We start from the raw sequence: 19,501 nt of genomic DNA on the forward strand, positions 1-19,501 counted from the left end.
CTTTGCTATGTAAAAAGAACAAAGCACCTTACTCTTTTTATATACCCCTATAGGAGATCTAGTCAATCTCTTAGATTAGCCCTCTTAAGAAATTAAGAGGGCTATTTTTATGCAAACTGATAGCTCTCAGGAACAACAACAATCCCTTTCTCAGAAATATGAAAACGCTTAGCGTCTTCAATTTTATTTAAGCCAATTTGTGTGTTTGGTGGGATTTTTACATGCTTGTCAATGATGCAATTGACTAATTGACAGCCTTCTCCTACCTCGACATCATCAAAAAGAATACTGTCGACAACCGTTGCGCTGTCATTGATACGCACATTTGGTGAAACAACGGAATGTTGCACTGAGCCACCTGAATTAATCACGCCATTAGCGATAATAGAGTTAATGAAAATCCCTTCATTTCCGGTAGCAGATGAGACTGTTCGAGCAGGAGGACATTGAGCTTCATAGGTTCTTATGGCCCAATCGGGTTGATATAAGTTCATCGGAGGGACTGGCTCGAGTAAATCCATATTCGCTTCATAGAAAGAATCCAATGTGCCAACATCTCGCCAGTAACAATCTTTTGCCACTCGTCCTTTGTCGTTACAGAAGTCGTAAGCATATACGCCTTGTGTATCTATAAGATTAGGGATGATGTCTTTACCAAAATCATGGCTCGACTCTGCACAATCAGCATCGTCATCCAAAGCATTGCGCAGCACATCCATATCGAAGATATAGATGCCCATCGAGGCAAGACTGCGATCAGGCCGACCCGGTATAGATGGAGGATCCTGAGGTTTTTCGATAAAAGAAGTGATCATGCCTATATCGTCAATATCCATGACTCCAAACTGGGTGGCTTCCTCGCGACTTACGTCCATACAAGCAATGGTGAGCTTAGCATTATTTTGCTTGTGTTCTTCGAGCATGGCGGCGTAGTCCATGCGATAGATATGATCACCTGATAGTACAACCACATATTGAGCATCACTTCGCGATAACAACCATAAATTGTGATAAATCGCATCTGCAGTGCCTTCATACCATTTGCCACCACCTCGCATTTGTGGAGGCACAACGGAGATAAACTCGCCAAGTTCTGGGTTAAAAATAGACCAACCATCACGTAAATGTTTTTGCAGGGAGTGGGATTTATATTGAGTTAATACAAGAATTTTTCTTAACCCAGAGTGCAAGCAATTCGTGAGCGTGAAATCAATGATTCGATACTTGCCTCCGAATGGTACTGCGGGTTTGGCTCGATCATCCGTTAGAGGACTTAGTCGTGACCCCATACCACCGGCGAGGACTACCGTTAGTGTATCTTGCATGCCTTTCTCCCTGAATGAGTGCGCTTTATGGCTTCCTAAGGGAATAGCTACAAGTTTCGAGCCAATATACAACTTGTTGATTATATACGGAATGTAAGAATTTTAACTCACGGCCATTGCACCAAGAGAAGGCGTTGCACCAAAATCAGGCAACCGTGTCCATTTCGTCTGATGCTAGGATCGAGACGCTATTTCGACCTAAAGACTTTGACTCATAAAGTGCGACATCAGCACGTTTGTAAGTGTTTTCAATGGAGCCATCCATATCGGTAACTCCAACACTGACGGTAATTTTCTCGCTGTGTTCGAGCGATACTGAAGTACGAAGTCGGTTGGTGACAATTTCAGCTTCCTGAAGACGTGTATGCGGCATGATGATCGCGAACTCCTCGCCACCAATACGAGCAATAAAGTCAGTTTCTCGAAGGTGAGCGCTGAGTACAACTCCAACAGATTTTATTATTTTATCGCCTTCATCATGACCCAATTGATCGTTAACGCGCTTGAAGTGATCAATGTCGACAATCGCAAAACAAGTGGGCTCTGCATCGTGATATCGTTTAGTGCGTAGGCATTGCGCAGCCATTTCCTGATCAAATTTACGTCGATTCCACAAGCCGGTCATGGCGTCTTTCTCACTCATTTCTCGCAAACGATTTTCAAGCTCCTTGCGGTGGGAGATGTCAACGAATGAGGCGACGTAGAATTGAATCACACCATTTTTATCAGTTACCGTCTGGATGCGTAATATTTCAGTTATATGTGAACCATCGCGACGCTTATTGACCACTTCACCTTCCCATAAGCCATCTTTTTCAAGGATCTTCCACATATTAATGTAGAACTCTTGTTCATGCTTATTGGCCGCAAAAAATGAAGGCTGTTTTCCTTTAACTTCCTCAAAGGTATAACCGCTCACCCGAGTGAATTCTTCATTGGTTTTAATGATTCTGTTTTGCCGGTCGGTGATTAACATGGCAGACATACCATTCATGGCCGCTCGAGCAATTTGACTCTCCATACTGTTTTTAGTGTGGTTATAGTTCCAAACTATAAAACTAAAGGTAATGAGTAAAATAATGATGTAAACCGATATGGCTTTGATTGCGAGTTCATCTTTACGCGAGAGGTACAACTGATCTGCGTCATGCTGGGAAACTTCTGCCACGAGAATGAAGTGAAGTGGTCTGTCGAGCGTGTTGAGAGCCGTCTTAACATAGGAGAGCCATTTTCCTTGCTCGAAAATCGTGCCATGTTGATTCAACTGAATTTCACGCCATAAATTAGGGTAGAGTTTGCTTAGTTTGTATTGGGAATTTTCCTTCGCGATATGACCCATTATGTTGGTCATATTTTTAGACATCACATAATAGCCTTGAGTATTGTAGACATCAGGCAATTCATTATTAAATTTGTCGTAAGTTAGTCGTTGGTATAGAAATTTAAAGTCAAGATTAGCAATAAAATATCCATGACGTTTGGCATTGATATCAACTGGCACAATGATACGCAGACTTGGCGTTAAGGGTTTTACTATTTCATTGTTCTCTTTTTTTAAATCAATCCCGAAGGTACCAATAGTATTGGTAGGAAGCTGCCTAGCGAAAGTGAAATAGTCTCGATGCGCTTTGTTTTGCAGAAGCTTTGGAGAAGTGACAGCGCTGGTTTTTTGATTGTGGGTGATACGTACAATTTCTTGTCCATCGTTATCTAAATAGCGCAGTTGAGAAAAGTAGCCTTGCGTGCGGGCAACTAATAACCAAAAGTCTTGTAATGCACTTGTATTTATTGGGGTTGGCTCAAGAATAGCGCGGCGGAAGATGCTGTTACTAGAGAGTGTTTTGACGGATTTTAAGATTTTGGTCGAATGGGACTTTAACTCTAATCGAGCGTATTCAAGCTTAGCTTGCGTTAGACGATCCACTTGTTGGCGAGCCTCTTCCTCTGCTTTTGATAGTTCGCTGGCAAAGTAAAGTGTTGGCACAAAGGCTAGGGCGATAAACACGAGAGCGAATTGTAGAAGAATGCGGAAATTTAGTTTGAACATTTCGCCCCAACGAAGTCACAAATTTATCTAATAATTTTGTGAATAATTATATGGGCTTTTATGAATTTTACTGTGAGCCGTGTGGAATATCCTATGATATCGACTTTGATGCTGAGCAATATGATGCATTTGGTTATTGTAAGTACTTAAAAAGCAAAACTAAAAAAGCCCTACTCATAGAGTAGGGCTAGCGCCAAGTCAGATATTGGGGGGACTGGCTAAACAGTTTCTGTTTAAGCGGTCGCGGTTTCGGCTTTCTTTTCGCTATTGCGATTTTTCAAGAATGCGTAGCCAAATCCTGTTAACGCAGTACCGGCAGCGATGGCGAGTAAGTACATAAGAACCGGGCTTATAGCGTTAGGGATAAGCAGTACAAATAATCCACCATGTGGTGCCATGAGTTTTGCTCCAAACAGCATTGAAAGAGCACCGGTTAATGCGCCACCGGCCATACATGCAGGAATAACGCGCATTGGGTCTTTTGCCGCAAATGGAATGGCACCTTCTGAGATAAAGCATAACCCAAGGACAAATGATGCTTTTCCTGCTTCACGTTCACTAGCTTCAAACTTATCTCTTGCAAGGAATGTGGCCAGCCCCATACCCAGTGCGGGAACCATACCGGCTGCCATAATCGCTGCCATAGGTGCGTAAGTTTGGGAAGCCAGTAGACCAACGCCGAAGGTGTAAGCCGCTTTGTTGATAGGGCCACCAAGGTCAAAACACATCATTGCGCCAAGGATAACACCGAGTAAGACCGCGTTTGCCGACCCCATGTTATTCAAGAATTCAGTCATCGCAGCCATAATGCCAGCAACCGGTCCGCCTACGATGTAGATCATTACCAAGCCAGTAAAGAGGCTAGCAATGAAGGGAATGATCAGAATCGGTTTCAAGGCTTCCATTGACTGAGGCAAGTGTACTTTATCCGCAATCAATTTTGCTGAGTACCCCGCAATGAAACCCGCAGCGATCCCACCAAGGAACCCTGCACCCGTTGAACTAGCAAGCATGCCTCCAATTAGACCAGGTGCTAAACCCGGACGATCCGCAATGGAAAAGGCAATAAAGCCAGCAAGCACAGGGATCATAAGCGCAAAGGCTGAGCCACCGCCTATCGTCATCAAGGCTGCAGCCAGTGTACCTTCCTCTTTGAACGCTTCAATACCAAAGACAAATGACAGAGCAATGATCAGGCCTCCAGCCACTACAACAGGTAACATGTGAGAAACACCGGTCATCAAATGCTTATAGACGCCTTTCTTTTCCTCTATCTGATTACTATCGCTTGAACCTGTATGCTGGTACACCGTTGCTTCAGCAAATGCTTTGTTGATCTCTTGTTCGGTTTTCTTTAGTGCAGGGCCTGTCTTCGTTCGATACATCAACTTGCCGTTAAATCGGTCAAGCGGAACTTCGATATCGGCTGCGACAATAACAAGATCGGCTGCTGAGATATCTGCGTCGGTTAGTTGGTTTTTGGCACCTACTGAACCGCGTGTCTCGACTTTGATCTGGTGTCCCTGACGCTTAGCTTCGTCTTCAAGTGCTTCTGCTGCCATGAAAGTGTGTGCGACACCGGTAGGGCATGCTGTAATGGCGACAATCTTTTTCGATTCTTTTCTCGTAGAGGTGTTGATTGACACTATGTCCTCAGCGCTGAGGAGCACGGCTTTATTTGCTGCTGATTGTAGAAAAGCGACGGCGTTTTCAGTCACGTCATTAATTGACGCTTGGTATACTTTTTTACCGACAAAGCGTGATGTATCAACCTGTGTATTGGCCGCAATGACTATTATTTCAGCGGAGTTTATCTCCTCAGAAGTTAACATTTGAGTTTCAATAACATTTGATTGGCACTCAATTTTCGCATTCCACTTGAGTTTATCAGCGGCTTTCTCTAATAGCCCTGCAGCAATGATGCTGTTTGCGACACCACTAGGGCAGGCGGTAATGATTGCAATATTCATAATCTCGACCTTTGTCCTTAAGCTTTCGGTTTAGAAAGCGGGTTGATTTTGATTTGTTTTTGTAGGGTATGTACTTGCTCGATGTCTGGCACACCAACACCGACTTGGCTCACAGCCAAGGCGGATAGTGCAGTAGCAAAAGACAGTAATTCTGTTTTCTCTAGCGATGTCATATGTCCCCAGCACAAACCGGCAACAAGCGTGTCTCCTGCACCCACAGTACTAACAACGTCCATGTGAGGAGGTTGCGCTTGGAGCCATTTATCTTGGTTTAACCACATCACACCGTCAGCGCCCATCGACACGACGACATTCTCGATTCCAAGCTTGTTCAGTTCTTCTGCCACAGATTGGCATTCTTGTGTGGAGGTCAAAACGCGCCCGACATAATCAGATAGCTCTTCATCGTTAGGTTTTATTAACCATGGAGAGGACGCTATTCCAGCCTTAAGCGCTTCACGGCTTGAGTCAAATAGGACTTTTTTGCCTTTTCCTTGTAAGTAGGAAATCCAAGAAGCACAACGTTCAGGAGTGACCCCTTTGGGTAGGCTGCCCGATAGTACAAAATAATCGTGATGTTCTGTAAGCTCCTCCAGTTTTGCTTCAAATTGACTCAATGCCAATTCATCGATAGCTATTCCCGGGAAGTTGATATCGCTGACGTCACCGCTTTGTTCTACGAGTTTGACGTTAATTCGTGTTGCACCGTTGACACGAATAAATTGATCATCAGCTCCTATATCTTGGAATAACTGACAAAACATCTCTTGGTTATCTCTTCCGAGGAAACCAGTGACCGTGACGTCAGCTCCTAAATCTGACAATACTCTTGCAACGTTGACACCTTTACCTGCTGCATGGAATGAGCTTTCGTGAACAAGGTTTACTGAACCTTGCTTAAGGCCCGAAAGGCTGCCAGTGAGGTCAAGAGCTGGGTTGAGAGTGATAGTAACAACTTTATTTGTCATGACGTTTCCTTAACTCTCGCCTAAGCCGGATTCAATGGCTGCACCGATTGAAGCTAAAGCTTGCTTTGCATCACTACCTTCTGCGGTGAATTGAAGGTGATGGCCTTTCTTTACTCCTAACGCAATGACTTTCATCAGGCTCTTCGCATTCACGGCTGAACCATCACCATCTAGATTTGAAACCTTAATGGCGGATTCAAACTTTTTCGCTTCGGCCACAAGCATAGCGCCTGGCCTTGCGTGTAATCCGTGAGCATTCTTAATCACAAAGACGGCGCTATTATCACTATCCGCTACAGGCTGGGAGTCTATGTCGTTCGATTTGAATAAAGCGAGTAATTGGTCTGCCGTCGCTTCTGTTAACGTATTTTGCTTACCTTCAAACACGATGTGGCTAATAGTGTTTAATTGAGGTTTATGACTATCGTTGCAAGCTGCAAATGCGATTAATGCTTTTACATTCTTACCTTCGTACTCGCAGTGGTTGGCAGTGGAAACAAAAGCCATACCTGTGCGGAGAACTGAGCGGTCTGAGCTGACTAGCCAAAGGCCATTGCCAAGATGAGTAGGGGGAGTCGTCACTAAGCTCGCCACGAACTCACTATTGGCACAACCGGTATTTTTCAGCAGTCCACCTGCAACCGCAGACATTTGAACCATATCGCTCGCTGGGAAGTTAAGCTGAATCAATGAAGGAGCAAAATCAATGTCTAACTGCGCTTCCCCATTGAGAAGGGCAATGATTTCTTCTTCACTCTTAGCATGTTTTATCTTTTCCTCTATGCCATCGGCTGATAACACCTTGGTAAGTTGTTTTAAGATGCCTAGATGTTCATCAGATTTAGCCGCAATGCCAATCGCCACGTAGGCCGTATTGCCGTCTCCCCAGTCAACACCTTGTGGGAAGTGTGCAATGGTTACCCCTGTTGTTTTTACAAGAGAGCGAGTGTCAGTTGTACCGTGGGGGATGGCAATGCCGTTACCGAGAAATGTGGAATTCTGGTTTTCGCGGTTGAGCATTCCTTCAACGTAACCATTGTCGACTAGACCCTTATTAGTCAGTGACTCAGCCAGAAAACTAATGGCACTTTTTTTATCCGAGAACGATTGCTGTAGTGCGATATCGTGTTTTGTTAGTTTAAGCATATGCGCCTCAATTCGTTTGTTAATACGATTCAGTTGCCTTTAACTTCAAGCTGAATCGTTTCAGCAAATTGGTAAAAAAATTCAGCAAATCAAAAAGCGTTGCTTTATCTTGCTGTGATATTCAAAACTCGAATCTTTATCAAGTTTTCGATTTTGCTGAATCCTTTCAGCTTTCATGCTGAATCGTTTCAGTTTATAATGCAAATATTGTTGGGATCATCATTTAGGATTTTTGATCCAATGCACAGAATAAGTAGGCTCATATGACACTTGATCAAATAGCCAAATTGGCTGGGGTATCGAAAACGACGGCCAGTTATGTCATTAATGGCAAGGCGCAGAAGTATCGAATCAGTGAGAAGACACAAAAGAAGGTCATGGCTGTTGTCGATGAACACAATTATCGACCAGATCTCGCTGCAAGCACCTTGAGAGCAGGGCAGAGTCGCTCATTTGGCTTGATTATTCCTGATTTAGAGAACACCAGTTATGCCCGCTTGGCTAAGCTATTAGAACAAAACTCGCGTGCGGCGGGATACCAAATACTTATTGCTTGTTCGGACGATGATCCGGTGACGGAAAAAAGCGTTGTTCAGGCATTGGTTAGCCGTAAAGTAGATGCTCTTTTTGTAGCTAGTGCTATTCCAGAAGCCAGTGACTTTTATCTCGAATTGCAAAATAAAGGCACGCCAGTGATTGCAATAGACCGACCTTTGGATGATGAACATTTTTCATGTGTCATTAGTGAAGATTTTAGTGCAGCTTATGAGTTGACCTCGTCCGTTTTAAGTGACAGCGTAACTAAGGTGGGATTGATCGGGGCACTACCTGAGCTGAATATTTCTCGAGAGCGTGAACTCGGTTTTCAATCCGTGGCTCAGAAAGCACAAATAGATACCGTTGTTGGGTATGGTCAACATTTTTATCGTCAAGATGGTCGAAAAGTTCTCGAAGGTTGGATTGCCGAAGGTAACGTGCCTCAGGCTATCATCACAACCTCATACACGCTTCTAGAAGGAGTGTTAGATGTTCTTCTGGAAAGACCTAACGTAATGGTGAATGTGAAACTATCGACGTTTGGTGATAATAGGCTATTGGATTTCTTGCCGTTCAAAGTCAATTCCTTACCGCAGCAGTTTGAACTGATCGCTGATAGCGCTCTTGCCTTGGCATTGAATGCCACAGCCAAACGTTATCAACCTGGGATTGAACTGGTGCCGAGAAAAATCATCGTGAGACAATAGGTAAGCCCGGTAAATGACCGAGCTTAGTTTTGCGCTAATACTGGAAGCGGACTGACATAGTGATCTGAGGTCCGTAGAGGCCATTATTGCGAGTTTCCGCGGAAAGAGACAACTGCTCCGTGGAATGAAAACGTACACCGGCGTGGAATACAGAACTGTCATCATTGCGCCCAATGCGGCCTGTTGCTTCAATTTGCTCGGCAAGCCACATGCGAAAGCCAATATTGACTTCCGCAACAGTATCGGTGTCACCGCCAGCTTCTTCTGTAAATTTAGTTTGGTGTACAAGTAATTGACCATATACGTCAGCAAACTGACTGATTGGTCCATTAAAGCCAATACCGCCAGCCAAATCGTAGTCGTTGTCGAACTGTGTATCCGCTCTCAGGATAAAATGAGAGTTGTCAGTGAAGAGTGTGCTGAATTCAACACCGCTCATTTCAGGGTTCACCGCTGTGCGTACTTCAAAGAAGTTATAGTTAAAGTTGTTCGCATTTACCGCGCCAGCGAAACCAGCACAGATGAACGCACTGGTTAGGATGATCTTTTTCAAGGGTAGTACTCCGACTCGCATCAAGTTTTTGACTATAAAAAAGGCTTGCAATAAGCAAGCCAAATCTTAACGCAGTGGGAGAGAAATTACTTTATCTTTAAAGCAGTTGAATACGATCGACTTCAATTTCTGGAGTATTTCCACCTTCAAATTCACCAAAAATACGCAGGTTTGTTGTCGCATCTATCGCCTGGTTAAGTCGGACATCATCATCGATCTCAATTTGAATTTCACTCTTTCCATCAGAAAACACAAACGTATCGCCTTTAACTTGACGAACAATGTTTCCATCGACGACCACGTTCTTCTCTGTAAACATGTTGCTGTCTGCGAGTAAAGAGTCCACAGTTGACAGATCAACGGGACCATTAAATTGAATGCCAGATGAAGTATGATCTGCTTTTGCGAGTACCAGAGTAGGTGAAAGAATTAGAGCAGTAGCGGTAGCCAAAATAACTTTTTTCATATGATTTCCTTTTAGAAAAGTTTCGTTGTTGATGGTGCTATTAAGCCATAGCTATTTTGAATAACCTCTGAGGAGAGTATTCATATTCGATTCATTTATTGAGTCAACAAAGCCAAAGAGGCTATGATTAAAGAATACCGAAAAAAGACTCGTAAAATTAATAGATTATGCAATCAGCATTACAAGCACTAATGGTTCAAGGCACCACATCTGACGCCGGGAAAAGTGTACTCGTGGCCGCGTTATGTCGTGTTTTGGCAAGAAAGGGGGTAAAAGTTGCTCCTTTTAAGCCACAAAATATGGCACTGAATAGTGCTGTTACGTCCGATGGCGGTGAGATAGGTCGAGCTCAAGCGGTTCAAGCTAAGGCTGCTAAAGTAGCTCCTACTGTGCACATGAATCCTGTTCTTCTCAAGCCTAACTCAGACACAGGCGCACAGGTCATATTACAAGGTAAGGCTCTAAGTAATATGGAGGCGATTGGCTATCAGAATTATAAGCAAATGGCCTTGCCGACTGTGCTTGAATCGTTTTCAGTGCTTCAAGAACAATTTGAGGCTGTTATGATCGAAGGGGCTGGCAGCCCCGCAGAAATTAATCTTCGTGAAAACGATATCGCTAATATGGGGTTTGCTGAAGAAGCCGATGTACCTGTTATTATCATCGCCGATATTGATCGTGGCGGCGTGTTTGCGCACTTAGTTGGCACATTAGATCTTCTTTCTGAATCTGAGCAGAACCGAGTTGTAGGTTTTGTAATCAATCGATTTAGAGGTGATATATCTTTGCTTCAATCGGGGTTAGATTGGTTAGAACAACGAACCAATAAGCCAGTACTTGGCGTGCTGCCTTATCTGCATGGTTTCGACCTAGAGGCGGAGGATGCGATAAATAATGAGCAGTCTTCTAGTGAATCGGCAAAGTTGAATGTGGTTGTCCCTGTGTTAACCAGAATCAGCAATCATACCGATTTTGATGTACTAAGGCAGAATCCGGATATTCACTTTCGTTATGTGGGTAAAGGCGAGAAGCTTGATAAAGCCGATCTCATTATTTTACCGGGGAGTAAATCTGTGAGAGCGGATCTGGAGTATCTACGCAGCCAAGGTTGGGACAAAGACATTGCAAGACATGTTAGGCTAGGCGGCAAGCTTATGGGAATTTGTGGTGGTTACCAAATGCTAGGACAGGCGATTCACGATCCTTTCGGTGTTGAAGGTAAAGCGGGGCGCGCAGATGCTTTAGGCTATTTACCTGTTGAAACTGAATTGACGAAAGAAAAAGCGCTGACCAATGTGAGAGGAATACTCGAACTATGTGACGAATCGGTTCCTGTGAGCGGGTATGAAATTCATGTTGGCAGGACATCCGGTGAAGGCTTATCTCCGATTTCTTTAGATAATGGTTTATCAGATGGCGTAATCAGTGATTGCAATCAAATCTTCGGTACCTATCTACATGGTATTTTGGATACCCCTGAAGCAATGGAACTGGTGTGCCGGTGGGCAGGTGCTGCGGATATTCGCGCAATTGACCATCATAAAAATCAGGATCTCGCTATAGATCGTATTGCCGATGCTGTTGAACAACATATGAAGCTCGATGTAATCTGGCCAGAACTTTATAACTGAAATAGATGATGATTTTTTTTAAGCGACTGACTGTCGTTATTTTTACGCTGTTTTCTTCCGTTGTGGTTCATGCGTCTGTTAATGTTTATGCGGCATCTTCAATGACCAATGTGATTAAGAAGCTTGCAGAAGAATTTCAAACAGAAACAGGTACGAAAGTGATCCCTGTATTTGCAGGCTCTTCGTCACTTGCTAGGCAGATCCTTAACGGGGCTCCCGCAGACATCTTTATCTCTGCCAACCTTAGGTGGAGTGACTACCTTATTCAAAAGGGCATGATGCAGAGTGACAATGTCACTAATTTGGCTGAAAATCAGTTAGTAGTTGTTGCTCCGTTAAATAAGCCTACCAATTTTGATGTGCGAAGTAGTGAACAGTGGTTGAAGAAACTGTCTGAGCAAAGAATTGCGATAGGGCAAACTAATGCTGTTCCAGCAGGAATGTATGCCAAAGAGTCATTAGAGACGTTAGGTGTATGGGAATCTTTGAGAGATCATCTAGCGCCGGTCAATAATGTGAGGGCCGCACTAACACTTGTTGAGCGAGGAGAAACGCCTTTAGGGATAGTGTATATAACTGATGCGATGGTGAGCGATAAAGTGAAGGTTGTCGCTACCTTGCCATCTTCGACTTACTCACTAATTACGTATCCAATGGCTAGATTAAACGAAAAACCAGCCACTTTAGAGTTTGAGGCTTTTCTCCAAAGTGAAAAAGCGCAAGCGATACTAAAACAATACGGATTTAACTAGGATTATCTTCATTGCTTTCTGATTACGAATATCAGGCGCTAATGCTTAGCCTAAAAGTTGCGCTTTATACTATCTGTTGGCTGATTCCTATCGGGATTGGATTTGGTTGGCTGCTGGCTAAAAAGCAGTTTATCGGTAAAAGCTGGCTCGACAGCTTAATTCACCTTCCTTTGGTACTTCCTCCTGTCGTTATTGGTTATTTACTCCTGATTTCAATGGGACGCCAAGGTTTTATTGGCCAATGGTTGTACGAATATTTCGGGCTAGTCTTCTCTTTCAGCTGGAAAGGGGCGGTACTTGCGTGTGTGATCGTTGCTCTACCTCTGATGGTTCGTTCAATTCGCCTGAGCTTAGAGAGTGTAGATCCTAAACTTGAGCAAGCAGCCGCAACACTTGGTGCCTCTCCACTTAAAATCTTCTTTACCATCACGTTACCACTGACAATTCCCGGAATCATCACAGGGACAATGCTTTCATTTGCACGTAGCCTCGGGGAGTTTGGCGCAACGATCAGTTTCGTATCTAATATTCCCGGAGAAACCCAGACGATTCCTTTAGCTATGTTTACTTTCATTGAAACGCCTGGAGCAGAATTAGAAACGATGCGCTTGTGCGCAATCTCTGTAGTCATTGCTTTAGCTTCTTTAATCGGCTCGGAAATGTTGAATCGTCAGTGCGCCAAAAGATTAGGAACACAACGATGAGTAATATCCTAATCCAATTTAAGCATACTCTCGGTGAGCAGTTATTCGATGTTGATGTGTCTATACCGGGAAAAGGGATAACGGCTATTTTCGGCCGCTCTGGGGCAGGTAAAACATCAATTATTGATGTTATAGCGGGTTTAAGAGGCCCTGATGAAGGAGAGATTGTTGTTTCGAACAAGACACTATATAGCTTTCAGGCCAAACTGAATATTCCTGCGTATAAGCGTCAGGTTGGTTACGTGTTTCAGGAATCGAGGCTTTTTCCGCACTATCGTGTAAAGGGGAACCTTCTTTATGGTGTGAAAGATTTTGACCAAAACCACTATGATAAAATAATTAAGCTGCTTGCTCTTGAGCCACTTCTGAAACGATTCCCTATCCAACTTTCAGGTGGAGAAAAGCAAAGAGTTGCCATTGGTCGAGCGTTATTATCTAAACCCCAAATACTTCTTATGGATGAACCTCTGGCTTCGCTTGATATCCCTCGCAAACGAGAAGTTTTACCATTTTTGGAACAGCTGGCGAGCGAAATAGAAATTCCGATCCTTTATGTCTCTCATAGTTTGAATGAAGTTGTACGCCTAGCAAATCACATTGTCGTGATTGATGATGGCAAAGTGGTGACTTCAGGAAACCTCGAGGAGGTATGGTCTTCAAGCGCGATGAGACCTTGGCAATCTTTCTCTGATCAAAGCTCGCTATTTGAGGCTAAAATCCTTCACCATAACTCAGACTATGCATTGACTAAAGTTAAGCTGGCTGAAAATGTTTGCCTCTGGGTTCAGCGTTTAGAAATGGAGAATAATGCCAAAGTCAGACTTCAAGTAAGAGCCAGTGATGTGTCTATTGCATTGGATAGACCGGATAAAAGCTCGATACGAAACATACTCAAGGCCACGATTGATCAAATACAAACTCACTCAAACGGTGCAAAGCGTCAAAGTGTTTCAGTTAAGCTAAAACTGGATAAAGAGTGTTATTTATGGGCGACGATTACCGCTTGGGCCAAAGATGAGCTTGAACTCGAAGAAGGGCTTGAAGTGTTTGCACAAATTAAAGGGGTGAGTGTGACCCAAAAAGATGTTGTATTGAGCCATTAAAATCGCCGCACTGTATCATGCGGCGATTTTTGGTGTTGTTACTTGGCGAAAACGTCAGTGAAATCACGCTTCAAAATGGGGTCACGACGTGCTTTCTTAATCTGTTTAACCATATCTTTTACACAGTTATGAAGAACTTGATCAAGAAGCTGAGCACGATACTCTTCTTTCTGCTCATCAGTCATATCTTCAGGTAGCTTTAACGTTGGGAACTCTTCCATTACATTAACACCTGCAAACGCCTGACTCACAGAGATTAGAGCATGAAATTGCTCGAAGTTATCTAGAACATTTTGAGCACTCTTTGGTAGCTCATCCCAAGCTTCCCGAACCGCTTCTTCAGAGACTTCGTGAATGGATGTCACCATGAAGTGCATCGCTTCAGGTACATCGTCAAATTCGATGACTTGACGAAGCTCTGCTGAAACTGTCGAAAGGTCAACTTTAGGTTGTTCTGTTTGATTTGCGTCAGACATTAATTTTTATCTCATAAATTTTACGTATACAGCGGCGTTATCCTAAAAAATCCACATTAAATGTCAACCATAGTGGAGGAATTGGTGACCTTAGAGTATTATTTTTTATAACCAGCTGATTTTTCGGCCAGTTTATAAATAACAGGTAGCGCGAGTGGAATTATCGGGATCTTCGATGAAAATACTTTTAGTCGATGATGTGCAAATGGAGCGCATGCAATTGGCTATTCGTCTAAAACAGCTGGGCCATACCGTCGAAATGGCCGAATCAGGGGAACTGGCATTAGAAATGTACCCCACATTTGAACCAGAACTCATCTTACTCGATATTTCAATGCCTGAAATGGATGGTTTTGAAGTTTCTAAGCGTATTCGTTCCATCTACAAAGAGTGGATACCCATCATTTTTCTTAGTAGTCACGATGAACCAACGATGATCGCTAATGCAATAGAAGCGGGTGGGGATGACTACCTAACCAAGCCCGTCGATAAATTGGTTCTTGCTTCCAAATTAATTGCGATGCAACGCATTGCCTTTATGCGTCGTGAACTTAACCAAAAAACGGCCGAATTGGCTAAGGTGAACCAAGAGCTGGAAAAATTAGCCAGTGAGGATGGCCTGACTAAAGTAAAGAATCGTCGCTACATTGATGAAAAAATCAAAGAAATGATTGCTGTCCATGGTCGTCACAGCCTACCGCTGAGCTTGATTTTGCTCGACGTTGATCACTTTAAGCTCTACAACGATAACTATGGTCATATTGAAGGGGATAAGTGTTTGATAGAGATTGCTCAAGCCTTGGACTCCTTATTTTCACGCAGCGGTGAGATTGTTGGGAGATATGGTGGGGAGGAGTTTGTTATTGTATTAGGCCATACGGACGCCGAACATGCTCAGCAGCATGCAAAACGTATTCAATCTACACTCGAAACCTTAGCAATCAAGCATGAATATAGTTTAGTCTCTGAATGTGTGACGGTGTCACAAGGGGTGTGCAGTTTCACTCCCAAAGGTAGCGAAATACCAGATGTGATGTATTCAAAGGCAGATGAGGGGCTCTACAAGTCAAAAAGTGAAGGTCGTAATCGATTCAGTTATATCGAGTAAGCGATTTTATCCTAACAGTTTAAAGGCTCAATAAATTGAACCTTTATATGTAAATTATGCGATTTCGACACGATTTCGTCCTGCACTCTTGGCTTTATATAAAGCCGCATCAGCACTCTTCATTACTTCACCGACATTATCAGCATCACTATAATCTGCGACCCCAATACTAATTGTCACATTAACGTGATCATGAGAGCTCGATCTTTTACGCTTTTTGGCGCCTGTCTTGTCATTTTTGGGTCTGGATTTCTCGTTTCTGACAACCATTTCATATTCTTCTATGGAAGCTCGTAACAGTTCTAAGTGATCCAAGGCCTCATCAACGTTTTTATTTTTGAACAAAACCGTAAACTCCTCACCCCCATAACGATAGACCTTTGCTCGCCCCCCGACTTGCTTCATTTTACTGGCGACAAGTTTAAGGACATCATCTCCGGTTTCGTGGCCATAAGTATCGTTAAATGATTTGAAATGGTCGATATCAAGCATAGCTATAGTGTAGCGTTTACCTAGGTGACGCAAATCAGACTCTAATGCCAGACGACCAGGAATATCGGTTAATCTATCTTTGAAGGCAAGCTCGTAACTCGCTGAAAACATGTAAATGAGCAAGAGAAAACCCGATAGGGTGAACATAGTGCTGGACACATATTGAATGTGGAAGAAGATAAACGTAACAGTTGAAAGCGTTATAGCTGAGTATACCACCGCGTCAATAATACGATTGGCTTTTAAAACGAATATCGCACTTAATAATACGGCGCCGATCGAATACAGAACCAGTATCAGAGGTAACCTAGAGACACTTGGCTCAGAGTAGAGAAAGGTTTTATCAAAGCTTTTGAAGCCACCTTCATAGAAATGCGTGAGGATAAGGTAACACCACAAACCTATAAGTGACAGTGTAACAATGTAGATTATAAATGACCGACTTAGTACGCCTCTTTCTTTGTATGGATACACCAACGCACAAGCAATAGGGACAACAAATGCTAATAGAGAGAGCTCAAGTAAAGTAGAGCCTGTAGAGAGTGAGCTTTGTAGGTGTTCTTGTATGTACCAATAGACGACAAGCATGGTCAGTGCCACCATAGCAATTCGACACTGTTTGAAGGCATGACCTAATCCGATAACACTCAAGAATAAAAAATAGGGGAGATTTGCAGTAATGCCTAAGTTGGCTTGAGTGAGAAGAATCACATTATTCATGCCCAAACCAATCATCGCTAACAGCAGCACCGGAAACGTTAAACGAAACCAATTTGTTGTTACCAAAGAAAACGACATGTACCTAGCCTTAGCCTTACTTATTAACTTCTTAATATACAAGCCTTAGAATACTTTGATTTGATGATTTTCCAAGCTTTTTACTAAACTAATGAATGAAAAGTGAGTGTTAGTATAAACAATGGTCAAAAAGTGACGGCAAAATACCCCGAATCCCACTTTGTGCCTTATAGTTAACTGATACTCATAAGAAAATTCCAAATCTTAAAGGAGTTAAAGTTTATGCAAATTAGTGTTGATGTTCACAACTACATGGAAACTCTTGTAGGCCAGGTTTTAGCTCACAGTAAATACACTGACCAGTTTGATCATGAACAACTCGCAGATTTGGCTTGTTTGGCCCTAAGTCAACTTAGACCCGTTTATATTCGTCATGATATCGACTTCTTATCTGCGCTGTCAGAGGAAAGACTCGTTGTTCTTAAGAGGTATTCAGTCACAGCTGTTGAAGCTGCGTTGACAATGATAGTTGACGATAGAAGAAGAAATCGTAAAGATGAAGTTCCAATTATGTTTAGCCAACCAAGATTCGATGATGATACGGAACTTGAATGGTTTGAAAAACCTCTGATTATGCATAAGCAAGATACCTAAGGAGTACTAGGTGGGACTATTTTCTCGTTTGTTTGGTGGCGCTAGTAAAGAGCAAGCTAAAGCCGAAGTTGAACCAATAGACTATAAAGGCTTTCTGATTTACCAAGAAGCTCAGCCTGAAGGTGGTCAGTATCGAATCGCAGGTCGTATTACAAAAGAATTTGAAGGACAAATTAAAGAGCATCGATTTATACGCTCAGATGTTCTGTCTTCTGAATCGGATGCTAATGAATTTATGCTAAAAAAAGCGCAAATGTTTATCGATCAGATGGGCGATAATATTTTTAATTAGTCTTTCCAACTTGATGAATGTCATAAATTTAAGAGCCATTAGTCGTTATGCTGATGGCTCTTTTATTTTGTGTATTACCGCTATTTATCTGATTTAATTAATAATTAAATGTAGCTGGTACGACCTCTCAATTTTTAGTGAAAGCGTTGTTTCATCATCACGTAATACTCGAAGTGCTTCATTACCAACGGTTATATGTAATGATATTTTGTATTTTTGTTACAAAGTGCTTGAAGTTAATGAAACCGTTAGATAAAAACAGTTAATCATTGTTGCCAGTAGTCAAGGAATAGCTATGCAAATTGGTGTGCCAAAAGAAATACTCGCGGGTGAAACGCGAGTGGCTGCCTCGCCCAAGTCGGTTGAGCAGCTGTTGAAGTTAGGGTTTGATGTTAATGTCGAATCTAGTGCAGGGGAACTTGCAAGTTTTGATGATTCCTCTTTTGAATCATCTGGTGCCAAAATTGTCACCACGGAAGAGGTATGGCAGTCAGACCTCATTCTTAAAGTTAACGCACCAAGCGACGATGAAATCGCCTTGATTAAAGAGGGTGTTACACTCATCAGTTTTATTTGGCCAGCTCAAAACCCAGAGTTGATGGAAAAGCTTTCGAGCAAGAACATTAACGTAATGGCAATGGATTCAGTGCCTCGAATTTCAAGGGCACAAGCGCTAGATGCATTGTCTTCAATGGCCAATATTGCCGGCTACCGTGCAGTGGTTGAAGCTGCCCATGAATTTGGTCGCTTCTTCACAGGCCAAATTACAGCGGCAGGTAAAGTTCCACCAGCCAAAGTGCTTGTGGCTGGGGCTGGTGTTGCTGGCCTTGCTGCAATTGGGGCTGCTGGTAGCTTAGGGGCAATTGTTCGAGCGTTTGACGTTCGTCCGGAAGTCAAAGAGCAAGTTCAATCGATGGGAGCTGAGTTCCTAGAAGTCGATTTCAAAGAAGATTCTGGTGCGGGCGATGGCTACGCAAAAGAGATGTCAGATGAATTCAACAAAAAAGCGGAAGAGCTCTATGCTGAACAGGCTAAAGATGTTGATATCATTATTACAACGGCACTCATTCCAGGCCGGCCTGCGCCTAAGCTAATCACCAAAGAAATGGTGGATAGCATGAAAGCGGGAAGTGTCATTGTCGACCTAGCAGCTGCTAACGGCGGTAACTGCGAATACACTCAAGCAGATAAAGTCATTACGACTGACAATGGTGTTAAAATTGTCGGTTACACCGATATGGTTGGCCGATTACCGACTCAATCATCTCAACTTTATGCGACTAACTTAGTCAACCTGCTTAAACTACTTTGCAAAGAAAAAGACGGTAGTATTGATATCGACTTTGAAGATGTTGTTCTTCGCGGTGTTACGGTTGTTAAAGAAGGAGAAGTGACATGGCCTGCTCCTCCGATAAAAGTATCAGCTCAGCCGCAACAGAAACCTGCTGAGCCAGTGAAAGTTGAAGAAAAAGTCGCAGAGCCAGTTTCTCCGGTCAAGAAACTTGCCGCTTTAGCTATTGGTGTTGGAGCTTTTGCTTGGATTGCGTCTGTTGCGCCTGCAGCATTTCTCTCTCACTTTACTGTGTTCGTCCTCGCGTGTGTTGTAGGTTATTACGTTGTCTGGAACGTAACGCACGCACTCCATACTCCTCTTATGTCTGTGACTAATGCAATTTCAGGCATCATTGTTGTTGGTGCTTTATTGCAGATAGGTCAGGGGAATGGGGTTGTATCTTTCTTGGCATTTATTGCCGTTTTAATTGCAAGTATCAACATTTTTGGTGGCTTCACCGTCACTAAACGTATGCTTGAAATGTTCCGTAAAGACTAAG

General features: G+C 43.0%; 18 protein-coding genes. 9 read left to right on the plus strand and 9 right to left on the minus strand.

From position 1 onward, the window contains the following. Positions 1-107: 107 nt before the first annotated feature. The 5 genes from glgC to fruB form a co-directional block, all read right to left on the minus strand. A complete protein-coding gene (gene glgC, locus L1D31_RS21065; RefSeq protein ID WP_345772846.1) occupies positions 108-1,370 on the minus strand; it encodes a glucose-1-phosphate adenylyltransferase in 1,263 nt (420 codons plus the stop codon). A gap of 100 nt (positions 1,371-1,470) precedes the next feature. Next, on the minus strand, positions 1,471-3,372 hold the full coding sequence (locus L1D31_RS21070; RefSeq protein WP_239838939.1) for a sensor domain-containing diguanylate cyclase: 1,902 nt from the start codon (positions 3,370-3,372) through the stop codon (positions 1,471-1,473). Positions 3,373-3,605: 233 nt separating this feature from the next. Further along, on the minus strand, positions 3,606-5,342 hold the full coding sequence (fruA, locus tag L1D31_RS21075; RefSeq protein WP_239838940.1) for a PTS fructose transporter subunit IIBC: 1,737 nt from the start codon (positions 5,340-5,342) through the stop codon (positions 3,606-3,608). A 17-nt stretch (positions 5,343-5,359) separates the two neighbouring features. Then, positions 5,360-6,310, minus strand: coding sequence for a 1-phosphofructokinase (pfkB, locus tag L1D31_RS21080; RefSeq protein WP_239838941.1), 951 nt, complete (start codon positions 6,308-6,310; stop codon positions 5,360-5,362). A gap of 9 nt (positions 6,311-6,319) precedes the next feature. Next, positions 6,320-7,456, minus strand: coding sequence for a fused PTS fructose transporter subunit IIA/HPr protein (gene fruB, locus L1D31_RS21085; protein WP_239838942.1), 1,137 nt, complete (start codon positions 7,454-7,456; stop codon positions 6,320-6,322). A gap of 263 nt (positions 7,457-7,719) precedes the next feature. Here fruB and cra point away from each other — a divergent pair, with 263 nt between their 5' ends. Next, complete coding sequence (cra, locus tag L1D31_RS21090; RefSeq protein WP_239838943.1) at positions 7,720-8,700, plus strand: catabolite repressor/activator; 981 nt, start codon at positions 7,720-7,722, stop codon at positions 8,698-8,700. A gap of 34 nt (positions 8,701-8,734) precedes the next feature. On the opposite strand, the gene L1D31_RS21095 is transcribed toward cra, so the two are convergent. Then, positions 8,735-9,253, minus strand: a complete 519-nt coding sequence (locus L1D31_RS21095) for a hypothetical protein (RefSeq protein ID WP_239838944.1) — start codon at positions 9,251-9,253, stop codon at positions 8,735-8,737. A gap of 97 nt (positions 9,254-9,350) precedes the next feature. Then, positions 9,351-9,719: a NirD/YgiW/YdeI family stress tolerance protein gene (locus L1D31_RS21100; protein WP_239838945.1), complete on the minus strand. Its 369-nt coding sequence runs from the start codon at positions 9,717-9,719 to the stop codon at positions 9,351-9,353. Between the two features lie 167 nt (positions 9,720-9,886). Between L1D31_RS21100 and L1D31_RS21105 the strand changes: the two genes are divergently transcribed. From L1D31_RS21105 to modC, 4 genes are read left to right on the plus strand one after another with little or no spacing between them, the layout of a single operon-like run. After that, on the plus strand, positions 9,887-11,350 hold the full coding sequence (locus tag L1D31_RS21105) for a cobyric acid synthase (protein ID WP_239838946.1): 1,464 nt from the start codon (positions 9,887-9,889) through the stop codon (positions 11,348-11,350). Positions 11,351-11,355: 5 nt separating this feature from the next. Next, the gene (gene modA, locus L1D31_RS21110) at positions 11,356-12,102 is read left to right on the plus strand and encodes a molybdate ABC transporter substrate-binding protein (protein ID WP_345772845.1); all 747 of its coding nucleotides are present in this window, start codon (positions 11,356-11,358) and stop codon (positions 12,100-12,102) included. An 11-nt stretch (positions 12,103-12,113) separates the two neighbouring features. Further along, on the plus strand, positions 12,114-12,806 hold the full coding sequence (modB, locus tag L1D31_RS21115) for a molybdate ABC transporter permease subunit (protein WP_239838947.1): 693 nt from the start codon (positions 12,114-12,116) through the stop codon (positions 12,804-12,806). Next, positions 12,803-13,909 carry a molybdenum ABC transporter ATP-binding protein ModC gene (gene modC / locus L1D31_RS21120; protein ID WP_239838948.1) on the plus strand — a complete coding sequence of 369 codons (1,107 nt, stop codon included), beginning with the start codon at positions 12,803-12,805 and terminating at the stop codon, positions 13,907-13,909. The genes modB and modC overlap by 4 nt, the downstream gene beginning before the upstream one ends. A gap of 38 nt (positions 13,910-13,947) precedes the next feature. Here modC and L1D31_RS21125 read toward each other — a convergent pair whose 3' ends face one another. Further along, positions 13,948-14,385, minus strand: a complete 438-nt coding sequence (locus L1D31_RS21125) for a DUF3069 domain-containing protein (RefSeq protein WP_239838949.1) — start codon at positions 14,383-14,385, stop codon at positions 13,948-13,950. Positions 14,386-14,560: 175 nt separating this feature from the next. Here L1D31_RS21125 and L1D31_RS21130 point away from each other — a divergent pair, with 175 nt between their 5' ends. Beyond that, a complete protein-coding gene (locus L1D31_RS21130; RefSeq protein WP_239838950.1) occupies positions 14,561-15,493 on the plus strand; it encodes a diguanylate cyclase in 933 nt (310 codons plus the stop codon). Positions 15,494-15,547: 54 nt separating this feature from the next. On the opposite strand, the gene L1D31_RS21135 is transcribed toward L1D31_RS21130, so the two are convergent. Beyond that, a complete protein-coding gene (locus L1D31_RS21135; protein ID WP_239838951.1) occupies positions 15,548-16,783 on the minus strand; it encodes a GGDEF domain-containing protein in 1,236 nt (411 codons plus the stop codon). A gap of 222 nt (positions 16,784-17,005) precedes the next feature. Here L1D31_RS21135 and L1D31_RS21140 point away from each other — a divergent pair, with 222 nt between their 5' ends. The 3 genes from L1D31_RS21140 (at position 17,006) to pntA (ending at position 19,500) form a co-directional block, all read left to right on the plus strand. Further along, positions 17,006-17,377: a late competence development ComFB family protein gene (locus L1D31_RS21140; protein ID WP_239838952.1), complete on the plus strand. Its 372-nt coding sequence runs from the start codon at positions 17,006-17,008 to the stop codon at positions 17,375-17,377. A gap of 10 nt (positions 17,378-17,387) precedes the next feature. Further along, on the plus strand, positions 17,388-17,669 hold the full coding sequence (locus L1D31_RS21145; protein WP_239838953.1) for an HlyU family transcriptional regulator: 282 nt from the start codon (positions 17,388-17,390) through the stop codon (positions 17,667-17,669). Positions 17,670-17,964: 295 nt separating this feature from the next. After that, complete coding sequence (pntA, locus tag L1D31_RS21150) at positions 17,965-19,500, plus strand: Re/Si-specific NAD(P)(+) transhydrogenase subunit alpha (protein WP_239838954.1); 1,536 nt, start codon at positions 17,965-17,967, stop codon at positions 19,498-19,500. Position 19,501: the final 1 nt, after the last annotated feature.

This window comes from Vibrio sp. Isolate23 (genome assembly GCF_022398095.1).
GTDB classification, from domain to species: Bacteria; Pseudomonadota; Gammaproteobacteria; order Enterobacterales; family Vibrionaceae; genus Vibrio; species Vibrio coralliilyticus_A.